General features: G+C 72.2%; 19 protein-coding genes. 2 read left to right on the forward strand and 17 right to left on the reverse strand.

What is annotated here, in order from left to right; translation table 11 throughout:
- Positions 1-127: 127 nt before the first annotated feature.
- The 10 genes from ACH4S8_RS29580 to ACH4S8_RS29625 all read right to left on the reverse strand — a co-directional run bounded on the left by ACH4S8_RS29580 (position 128) and on the right by ACH4S8_RS29625 (position 12,171).
- Positions 128-1,822 (reverse strand): flavin monoamine oxidase family protein, encoded by a 1,695-nt coding sequence (locus ACH4S8_RS29580; RefSeq protein WP_398399342.1) that lies wholly within the window; start codon positions 1,820-1,822, stop codon positions 128-130.
- A gap of 76 nt (positions 1,823-1,898) precedes the next feature.
- Positions 1,899-2,705, reverse strand: a complete 807-nt coding sequence (locus ACH4S8_RS29585; RefSeq protein ID WP_398399344.1) for a carbon-nitrogen hydrolase family protein — start codon at positions 2,703-2,705, stop codon at positions 1,899-1,901.
- A 363-nt stretch (positions 2,706-3,068) separates the two neighbouring features.
- Positions 3,069-3,449: a DUF742 domain-containing protein gene (locus ACH4S8_RS29590; RefSeq protein WP_398399346.1), complete on the reverse strand. Its 381-nt coding sequence runs from the start codon at positions 3,447-3,449 to the stop codon at positions 3,069-3,071.
- Positions 3,450-3,456: 7 nt separating this feature from the next.
- The gene (locus ACH4S8_RS29595) at positions 3,457-3,921 is read right to left on the reverse strand and encodes a roadblock/LC7 domain-containing protein (RefSeq protein ID WP_398399727.1); all 465 of its coding nucleotides are present in this window, start codon (positions 3,919-3,921) and stop codon (positions 3,457-3,459) included.
- Positions 3,922-3,949: 28 nt separating this feature from the next.
- A complete protein-coding gene (locus ACH4S8_RS29600) occupies positions 3,950-6,283 on the reverse strand; it encodes a nitrate- and nitrite sensing domain-containing protein (protein WP_398399348.1) in 2,334 nt (777 codons plus the stop codon).
- 179 nt (positions 6,284-6,462) lie between these two features.
- A complete protein-coding gene (locus ACH4S8_RS29605; protein WP_398399729.1) occupies positions 6,463-7,956 on the reverse strand; it encodes an HAD-IA family hydrolase in 1,494 nt (497 codons plus the stop codon).
- Between the two features lie 285 nt (positions 7,957-8,241).
- Positions 8,242-9,303, reverse strand: coding sequence for an ABC transporter ATP-binding protein (locus ACH4S8_RS29610; RefSeq protein WP_398399350.1), 1,062 nt, complete (start codon positions 9,301-9,303; stop codon positions 8,242-8,244).
- Positions 9,300-10,124 carry an ABC transporter permease gene (locus ACH4S8_RS29615; protein WP_398399352.1) on the reverse strand — a complete coding sequence of 275 codons (825 nt, stop codon included), beginning with the start codon at positions 10,122-10,124 and terminating at the stop codon, positions 9,300-9,302. The genes ACH4S8_RS29610 and ACH4S8_RS29615 overlap by 4 nt, the downstream gene beginning before the upstream one ends.
- Positions 10,112-11,017 carry an ABC transporter permease gene (locus ACH4S8_RS29620; RefSeq protein WP_398399354.1) on the reverse strand — a complete coding sequence of 302 codons (906 nt, stop codon included), beginning with the start codon at positions 11,015-11,017 and terminating at the stop codon, positions 10,112-10,114. Before ACH4S8_RS29620 ends, ACH4S8_RS29615 begins: the two co-directional genes overlap by 13 nt.
- Entirely contained in the window at positions 11,014-12,171 is a 1,158-nt protein-coding gene (locus tag ACH4S8_RS29625) for an ABC transporter substrate-binding protein (RefSeq protein WP_398399356.1), read from the reverse strand. The genes ACH4S8_RS29620 and ACH4S8_RS29625 overlap by 4 nt, the downstream gene beginning before the upstream one ends.
- A gap of 223 nt (positions 12,172-12,394) precedes the next feature.
- Here ACH4S8_RS29625 and ACH4S8_RS29630 point away from each other — a divergent pair, with 223 nt between their 5' ends.
- Entirely contained in the window at positions 12,395-13,135 is a 741-nt protein-coding gene (locus tag ACH4S8_RS29630; protein ID WP_398399359.1) for a GntR family transcriptional regulator, read from the forward strand.
- Between the two features lie 153 nt (positions 13,136-13,288).
- On the opposite strand, the gene ACH4S8_RS29635 is transcribed toward ACH4S8_RS29630, so the two are convergent.
- The 7 genes from ACH4S8_RS29635 to rpe form a co-directional block, all read right to left on the reverse strand.
- Positions 13,289-13,741 (reverse strand): Lrp/AsnC family transcriptional regulator, encoded by a 453-nt coding sequence (locus tag ACH4S8_RS29635; protein WP_015661832.1) that lies wholly within the window; start codon positions 13,739-13,741, stop codon positions 13,289-13,291.
- A 10-nt stretch (positions 13,742-13,751) separates the two neighbouring features.
- Positions 13,752-15,269 carry an amino acid permease gene (locus ACH4S8_RS29640; RefSeq protein ID WP_398399362.1) on the reverse strand — a complete coding sequence of 506 codons (1,518 nt, stop codon included), beginning with the start codon at positions 15,267-15,269 and terminating at the stop codon, positions 13,752-13,754.
- Between the two features lie 309 nt (positions 15,270-15,578).
- Entirely contained in the window at positions 15,579-17,021 is a 1,443-nt protein-coding gene (locus ACH4S8_RS29645; protein ID WP_398399731.1) for a GuaB1 family IMP dehydrogenase-related protein, read from the reverse strand.
- Between the two features lie 107 nt (positions 17,022-17,128).
- On the reverse strand, positions 17,129-17,506 hold the full coding sequence (locus tag ACH4S8_RS29650) for a barstar family protein (RefSeq protein ID WP_398399364.1): 378 nt from the start codon (positions 17,504-17,506) through the stop codon (positions 17,129-17,131).
- Positions 17,503-17,949, reverse strand: coding sequence for a ribonuclease domain-containing protein (locus tag ACH4S8_RS29655; protein WP_398399366.1), 447 nt, complete (start codon positions 17,947-17,949; stop codon positions 17,503-17,505). Before ACH4S8_RS29655 ends, ACH4S8_RS29650 begins: the two co-directional genes overlap by 4 nt.
- A gap of 52 nt (positions 17,950-18,001) precedes the next feature.
- Positions 18,002-19,045, reverse strand: a complete 1,044-nt coding sequence (locus ACH4S8_RS29660; protein WP_398399368.1) for a sugar-binding transcriptional regulator — start codon at positions 19,043-19,045, stop codon at positions 18,002-18,004.
- Positions 19,046-19,123: 78 nt separating this feature from the next.
- Complete coding sequence (rpe, locus tag ACH4S8_RS29665) at positions 19,124-19,810, reverse strand: ribulose-phosphate 3-epimerase (protein WP_355773108.1); 687 nt, start codon at positions 19,808-19,810, stop codon at positions 19,124-19,126.
- A gap of 134 nt (positions 19,811-19,944) precedes the next feature.
- Between rpe and ACH4S8_RS29670 the strand changes: the two genes are divergently transcribed.
- Positions 19,945-22,179 (forward strand): MMPL family transporter, encoded by a 2,235-nt coding sequence (locus ACH4S8_RS29670; RefSeq protein WP_398399371.1) that lies wholly within the window; start codon positions 19,945-19,947, stop codon positions 22,177-22,179.
- Positions 22,180-22,211 lie beyond the last annotated feature (32 nt).

Below are 22,211 nucleotides of genomic sequence, written 5' to 3' on the forward strand. Positions count from 1 at the left end.
CCGCCCCCCCCGGGGGGGGGGGGGGGGGGGGGGGGGGGGGGGGGGGGGGGGGGGGGGGGGGGGGGGGGGGGGGGGGGGGGGGGGGGGCCCCCCCCCCCCCCCCCCCGCCGCGGGGTGAGGAAAGGGCTCAGTCCTCGGGCAGTTCCACCGGCGCGATCTCGTCGTAGACGTCGCCGGGACCGGGGTTGGTCGGGTCGGTCGTCCCGCCGAGCTGGTGCATGACGCCCCAGACCGCGTTCAGCGCGGTCTGGACGGCGCCCTCGGCCCAGCCGGCCGTCCAGGAGATGTCGTCGCCCGCGAGGAAGATGCCCCGCTTGTCCTCGGGCAGCGTGTCCTGCATGAAGTGCGTGAACAGGCGGCGCTGGTAGCGGTAGTGACCCGGCAGGTTGGCCTTGAACGCGCCCATGAAGTAGGGCTCGTTCTCCCAGGACACGGTCACCGGGTTGCCGATGATGTGCTTGCGGATGTCGACCTTCGGGTAGATCTCGCCGAGCGACTTCAGCATGACCTCCATGCGCTCGCTCGCGGACAGCGGCAGCCACTTGAGGCTGTCGTCGCACCACGTGTACGAGAGGCAGATGACGGCGGGCTTGTCCGGGCCGTCGTCGAGGAGGTAGGTGCCGCGCGTCATCCGGTCGGTGAGCGTCATCGACATGACGTCACGGCCGGTCTCCTCGTCCTTGTCCAGCCAGAACGGCCGGTCGACGGGCACGAAGAGCTTGCTCGACTCCATGTAGTGCGTGCGCTCGATCGCCGTCCAGTGGTCGATCGGGAAGAGCGAGTCGTCGCAGGCGACCTTGGAGAGCAGCATCCAGGACTGGGCGGTGAAGATCGCCGCCTTGTAGGTGCGGATGTCGCCGTTCGCGTCCGTCACCGTGATGCCGTTGCCCGCGGTGCGGTTCAGCCGGGTGACGGCCGGGCGCGGGGCGCCGTCGTGCAGGGTCGACAGCGAGGTGCCGTACGCCCAGTGCACGATCTTCTCCGGCTCGCGCTCCCACAGGCGCAGCGGGAGCTGCTGGGAGCCGCCGACGATGCCGCGGTGGTGGTCGTCGGCCTCGGTGTAGACGACCCGCAGGATCTCCAGGATGGAGTTCGGGAAGTCGGTGTCCCAGCCGCCGGTTCCGAAGCCGACCTGGCCGAAGATCTCGCGGTGCCGGAAGGACTTGAAGGACTCCGAGTCGCACAGGAAGCCGTAGAAGGTCTGGTTGTCGAGCTTCTCGACGAGCCTCGACCAGATCTCGCGGATGCGCGGGACGTCGCGCTCGCGCATGGCCTGGTTCATGTCGGAGAAGTCGGCGCCGTCCTCGAGGCAGGCGTTCCAGGCGTTCATCACGTCGCGGTAGACCTGCGGGAGGTCGTCGACGGAGGTCGCGTAGTGCGACTCGCCCTTGAGGTCGACGACCGTCGAGGGCGTGGACTCGGCGAGGGGGTTGGGGAACGGGGTGGTCCGGAGGCCGACCAGGTCGATGTAGTGCTGGAGGGCGGTGGAGGAGGGCGGGAAGCGCATCGCGCCCATCTCGGCGGTGAGCGAGGGGTCGCAGCCCTCGAAGCCGACCGTGCGCAGCCGCCCGCCGATCTCGTCGGCCTCGTACACGACGGGCTTGAGACCCATCTTCATCAGCTCGTACGCGGCCACGATGCCGGACAGTCCGCCGCCGATCACCGCGACCTCGGTGCCGTGCTCGGTGGCGGGTATCTGGCCGAGGCCCGCAGGGTGCGCGAGGAAGTCGTCGTAGGCGTAGGGGAAGTCCGGGCCGAACATGGTGATCGGCGGCTGCTGCACGTCGGCGTGCTGGACGGCGTTGGGCACGGTGGACGTCATGGGGTACGGACTCCTTGCGCGAAAACTGGTGAGGGGGAGGCTGGTCGGAGCGGCCGGGGCCGGGCCGGGCGGAGGATCAGACGAGGGACCCGTAGAGGCCCGGGCGGCGGTCCTTCAGATACGGGTTCGTCTCGCGCGAGGCGGCCAGGAGGACCGGGTCGGCGTCCGCCAGGACCAGTTCCTCGCCGCGGCCGGCACGGGCCCGGGCGATGCCGTCGGGACCGGCCAGCGTGGACAGTCCGACGAACTCGAACTCCCCTTCCGGACCGGTGCGGTTGACGTAGGCGACGTACATCTGGTTCTCGAAGGCGCGCACCGGGACGACGGACTCGGCGACGAACTGGAACGGGTGCATCTGCGCGGTCGGCACGAGCAGCAGGTCGGTGCCGGCGAGGGCGTGCGCGCGGACGTTCTCCGGGAACTCGACGTCGTAGCAGATCATGAGGCCGATCCGCAGGCCGTTCAGTTCCGCCTGGACGACGGGCTGGTCTCCGGGCGTGAAGTGGTCGTGCTCGAAGCAGCCGAAGAGGTGGGTCTTGCGGTAGTTCGCGAGCCGGGCGCCGTCCGCGGAGATCAGCTGCACGGAGTTGAAGACCCGCGCCGCGCCGTCGCCCTCGGGCGCCTCGCGCTCGGGGTAGCCGTAGGCGACGGCGACGCCGTGCCGGGTGGCGATCTCGGCCACCGCGTCGGCGGAGTCTCCGTCGGCGGGCTCGGCGAGGCGTGCGATGTCGTCGCCGATGGCGTAGCCGGTCAGGAACATCTCCGACGTCACGACCAGTCCGGCTCCCGCTGCGGCGGCACGGCCCGCGGCCTCGTCGAGCACCTTGAGGTTCTCGACGATCGAGCCGGGGCGGCCGGAGCTCTGGAGCAGGGCTGTGCGCATACGGGTTCTCCACCGGTACGAGGGGGGATTCGGGGGCCAGATAGACGGTACGGTCGGCCGGCTCGGGGGGACAAGAAGGACCCGTTGCGCGCCACCGGACGATTCGTTGCGCGCGCCGCGCCCCCGGCGGCGATTCGTTGCGCACCTCGCCGCGCCCCCCGCGGTCAAGGTCCCGAACGTCCCGAACCCCTGGAGACGCAGGTCACACGAGGGATCGGTTCCCGCGACGGGACGAACGCGCCCGAGAAGCGGAACGAGCCGGCCGGGACGGGATCCGCCGCCGTACGGCACCCGTGACCCGGCGTACGGCACCCGTGACCCGGCGTCCAGGGCCCGGGGCCGGCCCCCGGGCCCGCCGGGTGGTCACAGGTCGCGCAGCCGCTCCACGATCTCGCGCAGCAGCTCAGGATCCGCCGCGGGACCGCCGTCCGGCGGGCGGTACGGCTCGTCGATGATCAGCAGACCGGCCTCGGCCAGGTCGCCGAGCAGGACGCGTACGACGGTCAGCGGCAGGTCGGCGTCCGCGGCCAGCTCGACGACCGGGCGGGGGCCGCGACGGGCCAGTTCGAGCAGCGCGGCCGCCGCGTGGTCGACGCCGGGCGGCCCGGCGTCCGTCTCCAGGACCGTGACCCGCGACATCAGATCGATGACGTGCCGGTCCGAGGGCCGGGTCCGGCCGCCGGTGACGGTGTAGGGCCGCACCATCGGCCCGGTCTCGTCCTCGTACCAGTGCTCGTCGGTCACGGCCGGATCAGTGGCCCCCGGGGTCGGCCGCCGAACGTACGGCGGCGGCCATGTGGCGGCCGACACGGCGGACGAGCAGTTCCATCTCGTGGGCGAGCTGTCCGACGTCCGTCTGCACCTCGCTGAGCACGGCGAGCCGGCTTCCGTCACCCGCCGGGGTGATGAAGAGGTAGGCGTCGTCGAGCATCACCATGGTCTGGCGCACCCCGCCCGCGGCGAAGCGCTCGCCCACCGAGCGGGCCAGGCCGTGGAAACCCGAGCAGACCGCGGCGAGGTGTTCGATGTCCCGTCGACGCATGCCGTCCGAGAAGCTCAGCGGCAGGCCGTCGGCGGTCAGGAGCACGGCCTGGCGGACGTGATCGGTCCTGGCCACGAGATCGTCGAGCAGCCACCCGAGATCGGTTCCGGGCCGGCCGCCCTCGTCCCCCGGCCCGAGGGCGCTGCCCGCCGGGTCGGGGCGGGGGGCCTCCATGGTCCGGTCGGGCTGCTCTGGGAGCTGGTCAGGGCGCATCGTCGGCGTCCGTCCCTTCCTCGGTGTCGGTTCGCTGCACGGGGCCGGACCGCGCGGAGCCGGACCCGTTCGTCCCCGGCTGCGTGGGCAGACCCTTGCGGCCTCGGTCGAGGCCGCGCTGGAAGGCTCCGAAGACCGCGCGCATCTCCTCCGGTGTGATCTCGCGCTCCGCGGTCCCGTCGGCCGCCGGTGCCGGGTCACGCAGCTCCGGGGCGAGGGCCTGCTGACGGACCCGGGTGGGCAGTCCGGGCGGTTCCGGGGCCGGGGCCTCGGGCGGTACGGAGGAGGCTTCCGGCAGCGCGGAGCCGGCCTTCCGCTCCCCGGACGCCGTCCGCTGCGCCGGGAGGACCGCGGTGGCGGTCCGCGAGGGCAGCGGCGCCGGAGCCGTGTCCGGCCCCGCCGGGTACACGGTCTCCACCGGGGCGAGAACCGACTCCGGCAGCAGCACCACCGCCGTCGTACCGCCGTACGGCGAGCGGCACAGCGTGATCTTGATGCCGTGCCGCGCGGCGAGCCGGCCCACGACGTACAGCCCGAGCCGGTCGTGCCGGGTCGGGTCGAAGTCCTCCGGCGTGGTGAGGGTGCGGTGGGCCTCGTCGATCTGGTCGGGCGCTAGGCCGAGTCCCCGGTCGTCGATCTCCAGGACGAACCCGCTCCCGGTCCGGCCGGTGCGCAGGGTGACCTGGGTGCGGGGCGGTGAGAACACGGTGGCGTTCTCGACGAGTTCGGCGATCAGATGGACGACGTCGGCGACGGCGTCCGCCGCGATGCCCACCTCGGGCATCGGGGGGACGACGACGCGCGCGTACTGCTCGATCTCGCTCACCGCGGAGGACACGACCTCGCCGACGGGCACCGGCCGGCGCCAGCGGCGGCCCGGGGCCGAGCCGGAGAGGATGATCAGGCTCTCCGCGTGGCGCCGCATGCGGGTGGTGAGGTGGTCGATCCGGAACAGGTCGTCCAGGACGTCCGGGTCGTCGGTACGGCGCTCCAGCGTGTCGACGAGCTTGAGCTGCCGGTGGACGAGCGCCTGGTTGCGGCGGGCGATGTTCAGGAGCACCGCGAACAGGCCGCGACGCAGGGTCGCCTGCTTGACGGCCGCCTCGACGGCGGCGAGCCGGGCGGTGTTGAAGGACCGGCCGACCTGGCCGATCTCGTCGGCCACCGCCTCCATGTCCGCGAGCGGCGGCGCCTCGGCGGCCGCGTCGACCTCTTCGCCCGCGCTCAGCCGTTCCATGACCTGCGGCAGCTGACGGTTGGTCAGCAGATCCGCGGCGTCGCGCAGCGACTCCAGGCGGAGCGAGATGCGCCGGGCGCCGCGCACCGCGAACCAGATCGACAGTCCGACGGCGGCCAGTCCCAGTACGCCGACGACCGCGGCCTTGGTGAGCTCCTGATAGGCGAACGCGCGCCCGCGCGTGGCGGAGTTGAGCGCCGACTGGGTGCACAGCAGCATGTACCGCTTGACGGCGCGGTCGGTGGTGGTGCGCCAGGAGCCGGCCGCGACGGCCTCGCCCGCCCGTCGCGCACCCGCCCGCAGCAGGGCGTCCTCGTCCCGGGTCAGCTCCTGGTGGAGGTCGCCCCGCTGGAAGGTCTCGAAGAGGGAGCGCGAGTCGGACGGCAGGTCGGGCACATAGGTCCGCTCGAAGACCCGGCGGTCCTCGATGGTCGCGGTGAGGGTGTCGTACTGCTGGTCGGTGAGCGTGCCGGCGGCCCGTGCCCCGGCGACGAGCGCGTCCTCGCGCGAGACGAAGTCCCGTACCCGCACCAGCTCGACGACGACCTGTGCCTCACGGGCGAGCTGTCCCGCCTGGAGCGCCGTGAGCGCGGACTCGACGTCGAAGGACGGTTCGACCAGGGTGCTGTATTCGGCCACGGCCCGGTCCCAGGTGACCGTGTGCGCCAGCACCCGGCCACGCAGGCCCTCCAGCCCGTCGACGGAGTGGAGCAGGGCGTCGAGCGCCTGCCGCTGCTGTCCGGAGAGCCGACTGCGGTCCCCGTCCCGGACGGCCGCTCGCAACGCTGTCACGGCGCGGTCGGTGCGGCGCTCCTGGGCCAGCAGCTCGACTCCCGCCGTGGTCCCGCGCTTCGCGCCCAGGTACGCGGCGGCGAGGCGGCGTTCGATCTGGATCTGGCCGATCGCCGTGTCGACCGGGGTGCCGAAGTCGGTGTAGACACCCTGGAGGCGGACGAGCGCGCGCAGGTCGCCGGTGACGGACACCATGGCGAAACTCCACAGCGTCATGAGGGCGATCACCGGAGCGATCGAGAGGGCCACGATCCGCGAACGGACCGTGGGCGTACGGCCGAAGGGCCAGCGCATGGTCTCCCCAGGACGGCAGGACGACAGGACGGTCGGGTGGCCGGGTGACGGTCGGTAACCCCTCGGCTGTTACTCGCGGGTAGCGATCGTGGCTCAAAGTAGCGGATGACACGCCGGGACCGCAATGGTCCGGACTGACTCATCGTTCAACAATTTGGCACGCCCGGGCCCGGGCCCTCTCATCGCTCCGCGCGGGGCAGGGCGAAGACGGTGACGACCGCCGCGTGGTCGGAGGGCCATGCGTTGTCCGCAACTTCCGGCCAGGGCCGCGGGGTGCCGACGACCAGGGTGCGGGAGTCGAGGACGGTCAGGCCCCGGTGCAGGACGAAGTCGATCCGGTCCTGCGGCTCCGGGCGCCCGCTGCCGTCCTCGTGCTCGGCGTGGACGGGCGACCAGGTGTGCCCGGGATCGCGCACCGGGTCGGGGCGGGCCTCCCGGTAGGAGTCGCGCAGGCCCGCCTCCTCGGCGGCCCGCGTCACCGGCCAGGCGACATCCGGCCGGTCCAGGTGCGAGGGCGCGTTGAAGTCACCGGTCAGGACGACCGGCACGGACTCGTCGCGGGTGTCGGCGATCCGCCGCAGGATCTCCCGCATCCGGGCGAGCCGGCCGCTCTCGTGCTCGATCAGTCCGGCCGCCGGAAGGCCGTCGAAGCGGGCCTCGTAGGGGCCGTACGGCGCGCAGTCGAGGTGGACGCTCCAGACGTCCACCCGCTGACCGCCGTCCAGTTCGATCCGGACGCCGGCACCGCCGTAGAAACCGACGTCCGGGTCGCCGAGGGCGGCGGTGATCGGGTGGCGGCTGATGACGCCGAGGTTGTCGCCCGCCTGATGGTGGTACCAGCCGAGGGCGTCGGCCAGTTCCCGCGCCGCGTCCCCGTACGTCTCCTGCAGGCCGACCACGTCCGCGCCGGTCCCGGTGATGACCTCGAGCTGCTTCTCGCGGTACCCGTCCACCTTCGTGCCGCCGCACCAGAGGTTCCAGCTCATCACCCGCAGCTCGCCCGGGGTGACCATGGCCCGCAGCCGGGCCGGGGAGACTCCCTCCAGGCTGCCGAGCACGGTGCGGCCGGCCGCGGCGGCGATCGGCGCGAGCGAGGGCACCGCGAGAACGGCGCAGCCTGCCGACTCGGCGGAGGTGACGCCGGTCTGGGTGTCCTCGACGGCGACGCAGGCGGCGGGGTCGACGCCGAGGGCGCGGCAGGCGGCGAGGTAGGGGTCGGGGGCGGGCTTGGTGCGGCCGGTGTCGTCGGCGGTGACGGAGACGGCGAAGTGCTCGGCGCCGAGGGCTTCCAGAACGGTGTCCGCGACCGTGCGCGGGGAGGCGGTCACCAGGGCGGTGGGGACGCGTTCGCGGGCGAGCGCCCGCAGCAGTTCCCTCGCCCCGGGGCGCGGCACGACGCCCGTGCGGACCCGGTCCGCGAACCGCCGGTGCAGTTCGGCGGCGGTCTCCTCCCCGGGTGCGCCGGTGACGCCGGCCAGCCAGGCGGCGGTGTACTCGACGGGCCGTCCGAGGACGTGCGGCTGATCGGCCCCCGTCAGCGCGTGCCCGAGCCCGTCGGCCACCGCCTCCACCGCCTCCCACCACAGCCGCTCGGTGTCCACGAGCGTGCCGTCCATGTCGAACAGGACGGCCTGGAGGGCGGGCCGGGGGGTGGTGCGGTGGGTCACGGTGATCTTCTCCTTCGGTGGGGGAATTCCAGCCCCTCCGGCGTTCGAGGAGCGGGGTCCGGGGCGGAGCCCCAGGGACGATGGGGGTCCCCCCTGGTCGAGCGAAGCCGAGACCTTGGGGGAGGGCAGGGGCGGAGGGGGCGATCGTCGCTTGTGGGGCGGTGGCCCGCGAACGAGCACCCGGGGTCGGCGGCGGTGGTCCGCGAACGGGAACCCCGGGGTCCGCGGTGGCGGCACGCGAACGGTATCCGCGGTCCGGGGAGGCGCCGGACGCCCCGGTCCGCGCGCGTCTCAGTCGGGACGCGCGGCGACCAGGACCGGGCGGTCCGGCAGGGTGACGCTCACGGCGGCGCCCGGCACGAGCGACGCGGCCTCGTGCGTGGGCAGGTCGGCCTTGACCTCGGTGCCGTCGGCGAGCCGCGCGGTCACCCGGGTGGCCGCGCCGAGGAACGCGGTCGCCACGACCCGGGCGTCACCCGCCTCGTCGGCGCTCACCCGGACCGCTTCCGGCCGTACCAGCACGTCCACCGTCCCCGGGGCGGGCGCGTCCCCGTCCACCGGCAGCCGCCGGCCGAGGACGTCGACCCTGTCGCCGTCGAGGAGCCCCGGGATCCGGCTCATCGTGCCCACGAACTCGGCGACGAAGGCGGTCGCGGGTCGCCCGTACAACTCGGCGGGCGACGCGCACTGTTCGAGCCGTCCGGCCCGCATCACCGCGACCCGGTCCGCCATGGACAACGCCTCCTCCTGGTCGTGGGTCACGAACAGGGTGGTGATGCCGAGTTCCAGCTGGAGCCGGCGGATCTCCTCGCGCAGCGACAGCCGCACCTTGGCGTCCAGCGCGGAGAGCGGTTCGTCGAGCAGCAGGACGCGGGGCCGCAGGGCGAGCGCGCGGGCCAGCGCGACCCGCTGCTGCTGGCCGCCGGAGAGCTGGTGCGGGAACCGCTCGCCCTTGTCCCCGAGGCCGACGAGATCGAGCAACTCGCCTGCCCGGGAACGCCTTTCGGCCGTACGCACCTTGCGCATCCGCAGTCCGAAGGCCACGTTGTCCAGGGCGCTGAGATGCGGGAAGAGGCTGTACGACTGGAAGACCATCCCGGCGTCGCGGCGGTGGGCCGGGACCCGGGTGATGTCCTCGCCGTCGACCAGCACCTCGCCGGAGTCGGGGTGTTCGAAGCCGGCGAGCATGCGCAGCGCGGTGGTCTTGCCGCAGCCGGACGGACCGAGCAGGGCGAGGAGCTCACCGGGCCGGACGGTGAGGTCCAGGCCGTCGAGGGCGACGGTCGGTCCGAACTCCCGCCTGAGGGAGCGGAATTCGACGGTGGCGGCGGTGTCGGGCGTGGCGAGGGTCATGTTCGTCCCCGGGAGGCGGAAGCGGTACGGGAGCGGCCGCCGAGGACGGCGAGCGCGAGAAGGAGTGCCCAGGTGAGGAACAGGCTGAGCACGGAGACGGCGACGGACAGCTGGGCCTGCGAGCCGCCGATGTCGTAGATCCACACGGCGAACGGCTGGTAGCCGAGCAGGCTCGCGACCGTGAACTCGCCGAGCACCAGGGCCAGGGTGAGGAAGGAGGCGTTGAGCAGCGCGCCGCGCAGATTGGGCAGCACCGCGCGCACGAGGGCCCGCGGCAGGCTCGCGCCGCAGCTGCGGGCCGCCTCGACGAGGGTGCGCACGTCGACGGCGCGCAGTCCGGCGTCCAGGGCCCGGTACACGAACGGCAGCGCCATCACGACGTACGCGAGGACGAGGACGACCGGGAAGCCCGGGTCCTGGATCGCCACGAACGTCTCGAACAGCGGGGTGCGCGAGAAATGTTCGGGCCCCCACTTGAGGACGGTGGAGATGCCGGCGACGAACGCGATCGGCGGGACGACGAGCGGCAGGGAGCACACCACCTCGACGACCGGCCGCCACCGGGGCGCGCCGAGCCGCAGCGCGACCGTGGCGGGCACCATGAGGAGCAGCACCACGGCGATGGTCGCGGCGGCGAGCTCCAGGGAGAGCAGCAGGCTGGAGCCGAACCCTTCGGCGGACACGATCCGGCCGTAGGCGTCGAGGGTGACGCCCTGCCCCGGCACGTCGACCGTGAAGATCACGGACGCGGCCAGGGGCACCAGGAAGTACAGCGCGGCCAGGGCGAGGACCGCCCAGCGCCACGGGTTCAGGCGAGCCATCGCGCGCTCCGTCGTTGCAGGGGCAGGTACACGGCCATGACCAGGCCCGCGATGAGGACCATGTCGAGGCTGAGGGCGAGCGCCACGTTCTCCTGGCCGACCAGCACGTTGCCGGAGATGGCGTCGGCGATCTGCAGGGTGACCAGCGGCACCGCGCTGCCGACCATGGCGGCGGCCGTGGCGTACGCGGCGAAGGCGCTGCCGAAGAGGAGCACGAGTCCGCCGAGGAGCGAGGGCGCGAGGACGGGCAGGGCCACGTGCCGCCAGTACTGGACGGTGGTCGCGCCGTTGTTCCGCGCCGCCTCGCGCCACTGGGAGCGCAGACCGTCGAGCGCGGGTGTGATGGTGAGGACCATGAGCGGGATCAGGAAGTACAGGTAGACGACGACCAGGCCCCAGAAGCTGTAGAGGTTCCAGCCCCGGTCGGTGAGGCTCAAGTGCCGTGTCAGCACACCGGAGTTGCCGAGGGTGGCGACGAAGGCGAAGGCGAGCGGGACACCGCCGAAGTTGGCGAGGACGCCGGAGGCGGTGAGCACGGCCTCGCGCAGCGCGCGGGAGCGGGAGGTCACCACGGCCTGCGCGAGCGGCAGTCCGAGGACGGTCGCGAGTCCGGCGGAGACGGCGGACAGCTTGACGCTGCCCACGAGCGCGGTCAGGTAGGCGCCCTGGAACGAGCCGGTCAGGTTGGCCGTGGTGTACGAAGTGGCGCCGGTGGCCTGGTTCTTGACGGTGAAGGCGCCGTTCAGCATGGCGAGGGCGGGGAGGCCGAAGGAGACCGCCACGAAGACGAGCAGCGGGAGGACGGCGAGCGGGCCGGCGGTGCGGCGGCGCCGCTGCCGGTGGGCAGCGGCGGGCGCCACGTCGGCCGGGGCCTTCGTGAGAGCGGTGGTCATCCGGAGACGGCCTTGCCCCAGCCCTGGGCGAGCACGGTCTTGGCCTTGCTCTGCTGGGTCTCGGTCGGGAAGCTCGGGGTGCCCGAGACGGCGGGGAGCTTGGCGGCGGCGGTCTTGTCGAGCGTGCCGGCCTTCTCCATCGCGGTCATCAGGGCCGGACGGGCGTAGCCCTTGAGCCAGAGGTTCTGGCCCTCGGCGCTGTAGAGGTACTCCTGCCACAGACGGGCGGCCGCGGGGTGCGGGGCGTCCTTGTTGACGGCCTGGGAGTAGTACTGCGAGAACTGGCCGTCGCTCGGCACGGCGACCTTCCAGTCGACGCCCTTGGACTTGAACTCGTCGGCGTATCCGGCGTTGAGGTAGTCCCAGTCGATGCTGATGGGCGTCTCGCCCTTCTCGACGGTGGCCGGGGTCGACTCGACGGGCGTGTAGTTGCCGTTCTTCTTCAGCTTCGCGAAGAAGTCGAGGCCGGGCTGGATGTCGTCGAAGGAGCCGCCGTTCGCGAGCGAGGCCGCGTACACGCCGCCGAAGGCCGAACCGGACTTGGTGGGGTTGCCGTTGAGCGCGACCTGGCCCTTGTACTGCGGCTTGAGCAGGTCCTTGAAGGTCGTCGGGCACTCCTTGACCTTCTTGGCGTCGCAGCCGATGGAGATGTAACCGCCGTAGTCGTTGAACCAGCGGCCCGCCGCGTCCTTCTGGCCCTCGGGGAGGTCGGCGAAGCCGGCCACCTTGTACGGGGCGAGCAGGCCCTGCTGGGCGGCGCTCAGCGCGAAGGAGCTGCCGAGGTCGAGGACGTCGGGGGCGCGGTCCTGGCCCTTGCGCGAGGTGACGGCGTTGATCTCGTCCTGGCTGGAGCCGTCCGGGCTCTCGACCTGGATCTTGATGCCGTACTTCTTGGTGAAGCCGTCGATGAGGGCGCCGTAGTTGGCCCAGTCGCGGGGAAGGGCGATCGCGTGCAGCGTGCCTTCCTTCTTCGCGGCCTTGGCGAGGGCGTCGAGACCGCCGAAGTCCGCGGCGGAGGTCGCGGTGGCCGCGCTCTTGCCGTCGGCGGTGGTCGCCTTGTCGTCGGGAGCGGCGCCGCAGGCGCTCAGGGTGAGCGCTGCGGCGACGGCGAGGCCGCCGGTGAGGAGGGCGGTCCTCGGCAGGAACACGGTCACGGTCTCTCCAGGGTGACGCACGAGGGTGGGGTGGAACGGAGCACTTGTCTGAACAAGTCGGCCCCAGTAGGCCCGCCGATGGTGTCCTGTCAGTGAACGTCGGTGAAACCACAAGCCCCTATTTCCTGCACAATCCCGACCGTCCCCGATCACCGCCCGCCGTCGATTAGGCTGATCAGGCTGTGCACAGCGGGCGAACCAGAGGTCGAATCAGAGGGGAAGAATGACGGCGCGACACGAGGAGATCGCCGAGGAACTGCGGCGGGCGATCGACCGCGAGGAGTACACCGTGGGCAGTCTGCTGCCGGCGGAGACCGACCTCGCGGCCCACTACGGCGTCTCGCGCGGCACGGTCCGCCAAGCCGTCGCGGCCCTGACCGCCGAGGGGCTCATCGGGTCCCGCCAGGGCGCCCGGCGCGTGGTCCTCGCCGGCCGCCGCAGCCAGAGCTTCGCCGAACTGCGCAGTTTCGCCCAGTGGGCGCGGGCGATGGGGCGCGAGGCGACGGGACGCGTGGTGGCCCAGGAGTACCGCCCGGCGACGGCGGAGGACGCCGTCCGCCTCCAACTCACCGAGAAGACAGCGGTGTTGCATGTCCTGCGGGTGCGCGGACTGGACGGCGAACCGGTGCTCCTGGAGCGCACGGTGTACGCGGACTGGATCTCCCCCGCCGTCGCGGCGATCGAGCCCGGGTGCCCGTCCGTCACCCAGCGGCTCTTCGAGGACACCGGCCTGGTCTTCGCGTACGGCGAGCACGTCATCGACGCGGTCGCGGCGGGCGCCCAGGACGCCGGCCTCCTCGGCGTCCGCCGCACCAGCCCGCTGCTGCGCGTCCGCCGGGTGACCACCACCCGTGAGGGCCGCCCGGTGGAATGGTCCGACGACCGCTACCGCTCCGACGCGGTGAGCTTCAGCGTCCACAACTCGATCGGCAACAACGCCCTGGCGAGGAAGACGGCGGAGTAAGCGTCCGTCACAGGCACGGGCTCCGGTTCGACGCCGGGCACTGGAGCGCCCGTCAGGGGCGCGGGGAACTGCGCGACGAGCCACGAAGCACCCGCACCCGCACGGGGCGAGGACCTCACCCCCTGGGGCGCCCCGCCCTCACGGGGTCGCCGACTACGTCGGCGACCCCGAGGAGAACCTCCGCAGGAGCGGCGACAGGACCAGGACGGACTTCGTCCGTTCCACGAACGGCTCCCCCGCGATCCGTTCGAGCACCCGCTCGAAGTGCCGCATGTCGGAGGCGAAAACCTGCACCACCGCGTCCGCCTCCCCGGTGACGGTGGAGGCGGCCACGACTTCCTGGTACCGCTCCAGACCGCGCTGGATGGTCTCGGGCGAGGTGTTGCGGCGGCAGTAGATCTCGACGAAGCCCTCCGTCTCCCAGCCGAGCGCCGCCGGGTCCACCCGTACGGTGAACCCGGTGATGGCGCCGGTGGCCCGCAGCCGGTCGACCCGCCGCTTCACGGCGGGCGCGGACAGACCGACGAGTTGCCCGATGTCCGCGTAGGAGCGGCGGGCGTCCTCGGCGAGGGCGTGCACGATGCGTTCGTCGAGATCGTTCAGCACTGCGGGTGGTTCACTTTTCTGCGAGAAGTTCTTGCGAGGGGTCCTGCGGTTGCCCGGCGACGGCGGGTTCCGCGGCCGCCAGCCGGGACCGGCGGTAGCCGTAAGTGAAGTAGAACACGAGCCCGACGGCCATCCAGACGCCGAAGACCTCCCAGGTGATGGCGGAGAGACTGGCCATCATCCACACGCACAGCAGGAAGCCGATCGCGGGGAACACCGGCGCGAACGGAACCCGGAAGGTGCGGCGCATGGCCGGGCGCGTCCGGCGCAGTACGACGACGGCGACATTGACCAGCGCGAAGGCGAACAGGGTGCCGATGCTGGTGGCGTCGGCGAGCTGGCCGAGCGGAACCGCGGCGGCGAGGATGCCGCAGAACAGCGAGACGATGACCGTGTTGGCGCGGGGGGTGCCGGTCTTCGGGTGGACCCGGGCGAACACCTTGGGCACGAGACCGTCCCGGCCCATCGCGAACAGGATGCGGGTCTGGCCGTACAGCACGGTCAGCACGACACTGGCGATGGCGATGACGGCGCAGGCGGCCAGGAGCGTGCCCCAGAAGGTCTGCCCGGTGACCTCCTTCATGATCTCCGCGAGCGCGGCGTGCGCGTTGCCGAACTGCCGCCAGGGCTTGGCACCGACGGCGACGGCCGCGACCAGGACGTACAGGGCGGTCACGATGGCCAGCGAGAGCATGATCGCGCGGGGCAGGTCGCGCTGCGGGTCCTTGGCCTCCTCGCCCGCGGTGGAGGCGGCGTCGAAGCCGATGTAGGAGAAGAACAGGGTGGCGCCGGCGGCGCTGACGCCCGCCATGCCGAGCGGCATGAAGTGCTCGTAATTGCCCGAGCGCAGACCCTGGACCCCGATCGCGCAGAACAGCACCAGCGAGGCGATCTTCACGGCCACCATGACGGTGTTGGCGCGCGCCGACTCGCGCGCTCCGCCGAGCAGGAACGCCATCGCGAGCAGGACGACGATGAGCGCGGGCAGGTTGAAGACACCGCCGTCACCGGGCGGCGCGGAGAGCGCGTCCGGGATGGTGACGCCGATGGTGCCGTCGAGCAGTTCGTTCAGGTACTCGCCCCAGCCGACCGCGACGGCCGCGACCGAGACGCCGTACTCCAGGACCAGGCACCAGCCGCAGATCCAGGCGATCAGCTCGCCCATGGTTGCGTACGCGTACGAGTACGAGGATCCGGCGACCGGGATGGTGCCGGCCAGTTCCGCGTAGGAGAGGGCGGAGAAGAGCGCCGTGACACCGGCGATGACGAAGGACAGGGTGACCGCGGGCCCGGCCTTGGGGACGGCCTGGCCGAGGACCACGAAGATGCCGGTGCCGAGCGTGGCGCCGATGCTGATCATGGTGAGCTGCCACAGGCCGAGGGAGCGCCGCAGCGAGCCCCCCTCACCGTGTCCGCCCTCCTGGACCAGGCGTTCCACCGGCTTGCGGCGCATGAGACGCGCGCCGAGACCCGGGGACGGCGGGGCGGACGTGGGTGGGGACTGCGGGGGTGCGCCTTGATCGAGCACTCGCTGGCTCCTTCATCGCTGCGGGTCGAGGAGGACGGGAACCGGCGGTACCCCGACAGGAGGGACCCACCGAGCGGGGTCCCCGCCACGCCTGTGTACAGCGCCCGACCCTATGAGTTCGGGCTTCACGGGCGTAATGCAGCAACCTTGCGCATCTCCGCAAGATCGTTGCGTTCATCGCATCCCGGCGCCTGTTCGTTGCGCAGGGCCTTTCGATGGTTGCGCAAGGCGACTTCCGGCCCCGCGAGAACGCGTACGGCCCCCGCTCCCGGAGAGGGGAACAGGGGCCGTACGGGGGACAGCGGCAGGTCAGCTCCAGCTGGCGTGCAGGGGCTTGCCCTCGGCGTAGCCGGCCGCGCTCTGGATGCCGACGATCGCCTTCTCGGCGAACTCCTCCAGGGAGTTGGCGCCCGCGTAGGTGCAGGAGGAACGGACGCCCGCGATGATCGAGTCGATCAGGTCCTCGACGCCCGGACGGGACGGGTCGAGGAACATGCGCGAGGTGGAGATGCCCTCCTCGAACAGCGCCTTGCGGGCCCGGTCGTACGCGGACTCCTCGCTGGTGCGGTTCTTGACGGCCCGCGCGGACGCCATGCCGAACGACTCCTTGTACAGGTGCCCGCCCGCGTCCTGCTGGAGGTCGCCCGGGGACTCGTACGTGCCGGCGAACCACGAGCCGACCATGACGTTGGACGCGCCGGCGGCCAGCGCCATGGCGACGTCGCGGGGGTGGCGGACACCGCCGTCGGCCCACACGTGCTTGCCGTACTTCTTCGCCTCGGCGGCGCACTCCAGGACCGCGGAGAACTGCGGCCGGCCGACGCCGGTCATCATGCGGGTGGTGCACATGGCGCCCGGGCCGACACCGACCTTGATGATGTCGGCGCCCGCGTCGATCAGGTCCTTGACGCCCTCGGCGGCGACGATGTTGCCCGCGACGATCGGCACCTGCGGATCCAGCGCGCGCACCGTCCGGACGGCGCTGATCATCGACTCCTGGTGGCCGTGCGCCGTGTCGATGACGAGCGTGTCGACGCCCGCGTCGAGCAGCTGCTTGGCCTTGCCGGCCACGTCGCCGTTGATGCCGACGGCGGCGGCGATGCGCAGCCTGCCCTTCGCGTCGGTGGCCGGCGCGTACAGCGTGGCGCGCAGGGCGCCCTTGCGGGTCAGGATGCCGGCCAGCTTGCCGTCCGCGTCCACGGCGGGGGCGTAGCGGCGGTTGGCGGCGTCGAGCTGGTTGAAGGCCTCGCGGGGCTCGATGTCCGCGTCGAGGAGCAGCAGGTCCTTGGACATGACCTCGGACAGCTGGGTGAAGCGGTCCACACCGGACAGGTCGGTGTCGGTGACCACACCGACGGGGCGGCCGTCCTCGTCGACGACGACGCCCGCGTTGTGCGCGCGCTTGGGCAGCAGCGCCAGTGCGTCGGCGACGGTCTGGTGGGGCACGAGGACGATCGGGGTGTCGAGCACCAGATGGCGTCCCTTGACCCAGGAGACGACCTCGGTGATCACGTCGATCGGAATGTCCTGCGGAATGACGACAAGGCCACCGCGGCGGGCGACGGTCTCTGCCATCCGGCGGCCCGCGATCGCCGTCATGTTGGCGACCACGAGGGGGATGGTGGTGCCGGTGCCGTCGGGGGAGGAGAGGTCCACTCCCTGACGGGAGCCCACGGCCGAGCGGCTGGGCACCATGAAGACGTCGTCGTACGTCAGGTCGTACGGGGGCTGGATGTCGTTGAGGAAACGCACGTGCTGCACATCCCGGTCGATCAGAGGTGGCCCCCGGACAGGTCAGCCAGGGGGAAGAGCACGTACTTCATTGTCCCATGACAGCCCGCCCGCGGTCCCCGGGCAGATCATCCAGGCTGGTCAGGGGGCAGCTGGTCGGATCCTCCAAGGGAGAGGACGACCGACAGCGCCGCGTCGGCGCCCTGGTAGTAGCCGGATGCCGTCGCCAGCACCTCCTGCGCGGTCTCCCACTCGTCGGGCCGTGCCCGCGCGTAGGGGCGCCAGCCGGTCACCACGATGAGCCTGCCCGGACTGGCCGGTCCCCAGTCGGGGTCGCCCAGGAGGTCGCCGAGCGCGTCCCAGTTCCCTCCGAACCACTCCGGCAGGTCGAGGGCGCGGACACAGCGCGCCATGAAGGCGCCCTTGTCGAGCACCCCGGTGAGGTCGAGCTCGGTGACCTGCCACCCGGCCGAACTGCACACCGCCGCGAGCGGACCGTGCGTCATCTCAGCACCGCCTTGAACGAGTTGTAGTGATCGTCGGTGTAGAAGATCTCCCCGCCCTGCCCCGCGACGATGCGGCGGGCCCCCCGGTCGTGCTCGCCCGGGGTCCGCACGGTGTACTCGTGGTAGTAGCCCCTGGTGTGCCCGGGCAGCTCGTGCTCGAAGTTGCCGAAGACGGAGCCGTCCTTGGCGTACGGGAAGGGACCGCCCCGGTCGATGAGGGCGAGGGTCGCCCGTGCTTCGGCGGGGAGCGCGGCGGCCCGGACGGACGGCAGGCCACCGGCCCAGGACGGGGCCGCCGTGGCCCGGCCGGCGGCGGAGGCCGCGGAGTCGCCCGGAGAGGCCGTGCCCGCCGGTGAGCAGCCCGTCAGCAGGAGCGTCAGACAGACCAGCAGTCCGGCGAACAGGCGGGCCGCGAACGCGCGAGGGGACGGCCGTGGCAGCATGACGTCGATGCTGCCACGGCCGTCCCCTCGCGGCGCGCGCTGGGCGGCGCCCTCAGGGCCCGTCCGGGTCCGCCCGGTTCAGCGCCGGACGCGGGGCCGGGCCCGCCGTCATCAGCGCGTCCGCGGCCGAGGTGTCCGTCACCAGGCTGGTGACGAGCCCGGAGCGCAGCACCGCGTCGATGGCGGCCGCCTTGCGGTGTCCGCCCGCTATGGCGACGACCTCGGGGATACGGCGCAGCCGGTCGGCCTCGACGGTGATGCAGCGCTCGCCGAGGTCACGCCCGACCCGCCGGCCCTCGGCGTCGAAGAGGTGCGCGGACATCTCGGCGGCGACACCGAGGGACGCGTAGTGCGCGCGCTCCTCGTCGCTGAGCATGTCGTGCACCGTGGAGATGCCGGGCTCCCAGGAGCCGATGGAGACGCAGGCGACCGTCACCTTGTCGAAGTACTCGAAGGCGCGGGCGATCCCCGTCTGGTGCCGCAGCGCCGCCGCGGTGGCCGCGTCGGGCAGCAGCATCGGCGCGTAGATGGGGTGGGCGTCGCCGCCCGACACCTGCGCGGCGCGCCGGACCGCCTCGACGGAGCCGCGTTCGGCGGTCCCGGCGTCGTACACCCCGGTCAGCTGCACCACGGTGCACGGCGGAAGCCGGTCCAGGGCCGCCGCCATGTGGATCGTGGAACGGCCCCAGGCGAGGCCGAGCACGTCACCCTCGTTGACGAGCTCGCCGAGCAGGTCGGCGGCCACCTCGCCGAGGTTCTCCGGGTCGGGCGACTCCTCGGCCTCGGCCGGGGACTCGACGACCACGGCGTGCCGCAGGCCGTAGCGGGCACGCAGCGCGTCCGAGCGCTCCGCGTCGAGCTCGGCGGGGACGCGGATCTCGATCCTCACGAGATCCCGTTCGAGAGCGGTCTCCAGGACCCGGGCCACCTTGAAGCGGCTGACGCCGAACTCCTCGGCGATCTGGATCTTGGATTTGCCCTCGAGGTAGAAGCGGCGGGCCATGGCCGCCGCCTGGACCAGCTCAGCGGGTCCCATCCGCATGGCTGACCGGCCCGCCGACATACCCGACACGGCGATCTCCTCACTTCTGTTCACACTCTGGATTCGCCGTTCATCCTTGCAGATCCGGCGCTCTTGATCCGCCCTGATGGGCGGCGTTCACGTTCCCTTGGCTCAGTGGCCGCACGCCCAGGACGCACGGGCCGTCGCCTCCTCGGCCTGCGTGCGCAGTGCACGTACCGCCTGGGCGGGGTCCGCCGCCCCGTACACCGCCGAACCGGCGACGAACACGTCGGCGCCCGCCTCCGCGCACCGCTCGATGGTCGAGGCCGAGACTCCACCGTCGACCTGGAGCCACAGTTCCAGGCCGTGCTTGCTGATCAACTCGCGCGTGCGGCGGATCTTGGGGAGCATGATGTCAAGAAAAGCCTGGCCCCCGAATCCGGGCTCGACCGTCATGATCAGCAGCATGTCGAGCTCGGGCAGCAGATCCTCGTACGGCTCGATGGGCGTCGCGGGCTTGAGCGCCATCGAGGCGCGGGCCCCCTTGGCCCGGATCTCGCGGGCGAGCCGGACGGGCGCGGCGGCCGCCTCCACATGGAAGGTGACGGAGCCGGCACCGGCTTCCACGTACTGGGGCGCCCACCGATCGGCGTCCTCGATCATCAGATGACAGTCCAGCGGAGTGTCCGTCGCACGGGCCAAAGACTCTACGACCGGCACCCCGAGGGTGAGGTTCGGTACGAAATGGTTGTCCATGACGTCGACATGGAGCCAGTCCGCGCCTTCCACCGCCCTTGCCTCCTCGGCAAGACGGGCGAAGTCGGCGGACAGGATGCTGGGGTTGATCTGCGCGGCCATGCCCCAAGACTGCCATGCCCCGGGCCCGTTGCCCGCCTCGGTCCGTACCTGGATCGTCCCGCGCATACCCCGCGACGGTCCGCCGTGCCATTCTGGACGGCCCGGCGGCACTGCGTCCGGTCTCGGGGGTGGGCATGAAGCGGCTCGACGTCTGGAAGCACGGAGCCATCTCGGTCGTGTGCGGCAGGCGGTCCAAGTGGCTGGTTCTGGCCCTGTGGCTACTGGTTCTCCTCTTCGTGGCACCGCTCGGGACGAAGCTCAGCGGCGCCCAGGACAACGACGCGCAGTCCTGGCTGCCGGGCTCGGCCGAGTCCACCCAGGTCCTCGCCGTCTCGAAGGGGTTCCGGCCCGAGCAGATCCCGGCCGTCGTCGTCTACGCGCGCCCGGACGGGCTGACGGCGCAGGACCGGCGGCAGATCGCCGAGGACATCCAGCAGGTGAAGGCGCTGCGGGCGCACGGCATCCGCGGCGAGGAGACCCGGGGACCGGTCTTCGACCGGCAGCCGGACCCGCGCGCGGCGCAGATCTACATCCCCGTCACCATGAACGCGTCCGGCTGGCAGCGGATCGCCCCCGCCGTCGACTCCATCCGTGACCAGGTCGGCAAGGGCGGCGACGGGCTCTCGGTGCACATCACCGGACCCGGCGGCACGGCCGCCGACTCCGCCAAGGCCTTCGAGGGCATCGACTCGACGCTGCTCTACGCCGCGATGGCCGTCGTCATCGTCATGCTGCTCATCACCTTCCGCAGCCCGATCCTGCTGTTCGTCCCGCTGCTCGGCGTGGTCGTCGCCCTGTTCACGGCCCAGGCGCTGATCTATCTGCTGGCGAAACACGCCGGTCTGACCGTCAACGGCCAGAGCGCGGGCATCCTCACCGTGCTCGTGTTCGGCGCGGGGACCGACTACGCGCTGCTGCTGGTCGCCCGCTACCGCGAGGAACTGCGCCGCCACGAGGACCGGCACGAGGCGATGAAACTCGCCATGAACCGGGCCGGTCCCGCCATCCTCGCCTCGGGCGCGACGGTCGTACTGAGCATGCTGGTGCTCCTGGTCGCCGAGATGAACTCGACGCGGGGCCTCGGCCCGGTCGCGGGGATCGGCGTGGCCGTCGGCCTCGTCGCCATGCTCACGCTCTTCCCCGCGCTGCTGCTCGTCTTCGGCCGCTGGATCTTCTGGCCCGCCGTCCCGCACCTCGGCTCGGCCGATCCGACCAGGAGCGGCGTCTGGGCGCGCATGGGCCGGCGGATCGCCCGTCGCCCCCGGACGTTCTGGGTCGCCACCGTGCTGGCCCTCGGGGTGCTGTCCCTCGGCCTGATCCAGCTGCGGGCCGCGGGCATCCCCAACGCCGACCAGTTCACCGGGAAGCCGGACTCGATCGTCGGCCAGCAGGTGTCGGCGCGCTACTTCCCCGCGGGCGACGGGGATCCGCTAGTGATCGTGTCCAACACGGCCCAGGGCAGACAGGTCGGCGAGGCCGTGGCGGCGGACCCGGGCGTCGTGACGTCGAGCATCGGGGTGCCACCTGGCACCGCGCCCGTGCACGACGGCAGAGTGCTGTTCGAGGCGACCACCCGCGCCCCCGCCGACAGCACGGCGGCGAAGGACACCGTGGAGCGGGTGCGCGACGCGGTGCACGCCGTGCCGGGGGCCGACGCGAAGGTGGGCGGCGGCTCGGCGGCCCTGCTGGACATGGAGAACGCCCAGACGCACGACAACTATCTGGTCATCCCGCTCGTCCTGGTGGTGGTCCTGCTGGTCCTGAGCCTCCTGCTGCGCGCGCTGGTCGCTCCGCTCCTGCTGATCGGGACCGTGGTGCTGTCGCTGGCCACCGCCCTCGGCGTGAGCGCGCTCGCCTTCCGGCACGTCTTCGACTACGCGGGCGAGGACGTGGCCTTCCCGCTGTTCGTGTTCGTGTTCCTGGTGGCGCTCGGCATCGACTACAACATCTTCCTGACCACCCGCATCCGCGAGGAGGCGACCCGTCACGGCACCCGGCAGGGCGTGGTGACGGGGCTCGCCACCACCGGGGCGGTGATCACCTCGGCCGGTCTGGTCCTCGCGGGCACGTTCGCGGCCCTGGGCACCCTGCCGATCGTCGGCTTCGCGGAGATCGGCTTCGCGGTCGCCCTCGGCGTGCTCCTGGACACGTTCGTGGTGCGCTCGGTGCTGGTCACCTCGCTCTTCCTCGACGTCGGCCCGAAGGTGTGGTGGCCGCACCGGCTCGCGCACGAGGACGGCGGGGCCCGCCCCGCGGACACGAGGGAGCCGGACGAGTCCGGGGAGCCCGGAGCATCCGGGGAGCCCGCGGTGTCGCCGGACCCCGGCGACACCGGGGACCCCACGAAACCGGCTCCGCCACCCGGCTGAGGCGACGGCCCGGGTCGACCGGGCGGGATCGG

The sequence above is a fragment of the Streptomyces sp. NPDC021080 genome, from assembly GCF_044333225.1.
Classification (GTDB): domain Bacteria; phylum Actinomycetota; class Actinomycetes; order Streptomycetales; family Streptomycetaceae; genus Streptomyces.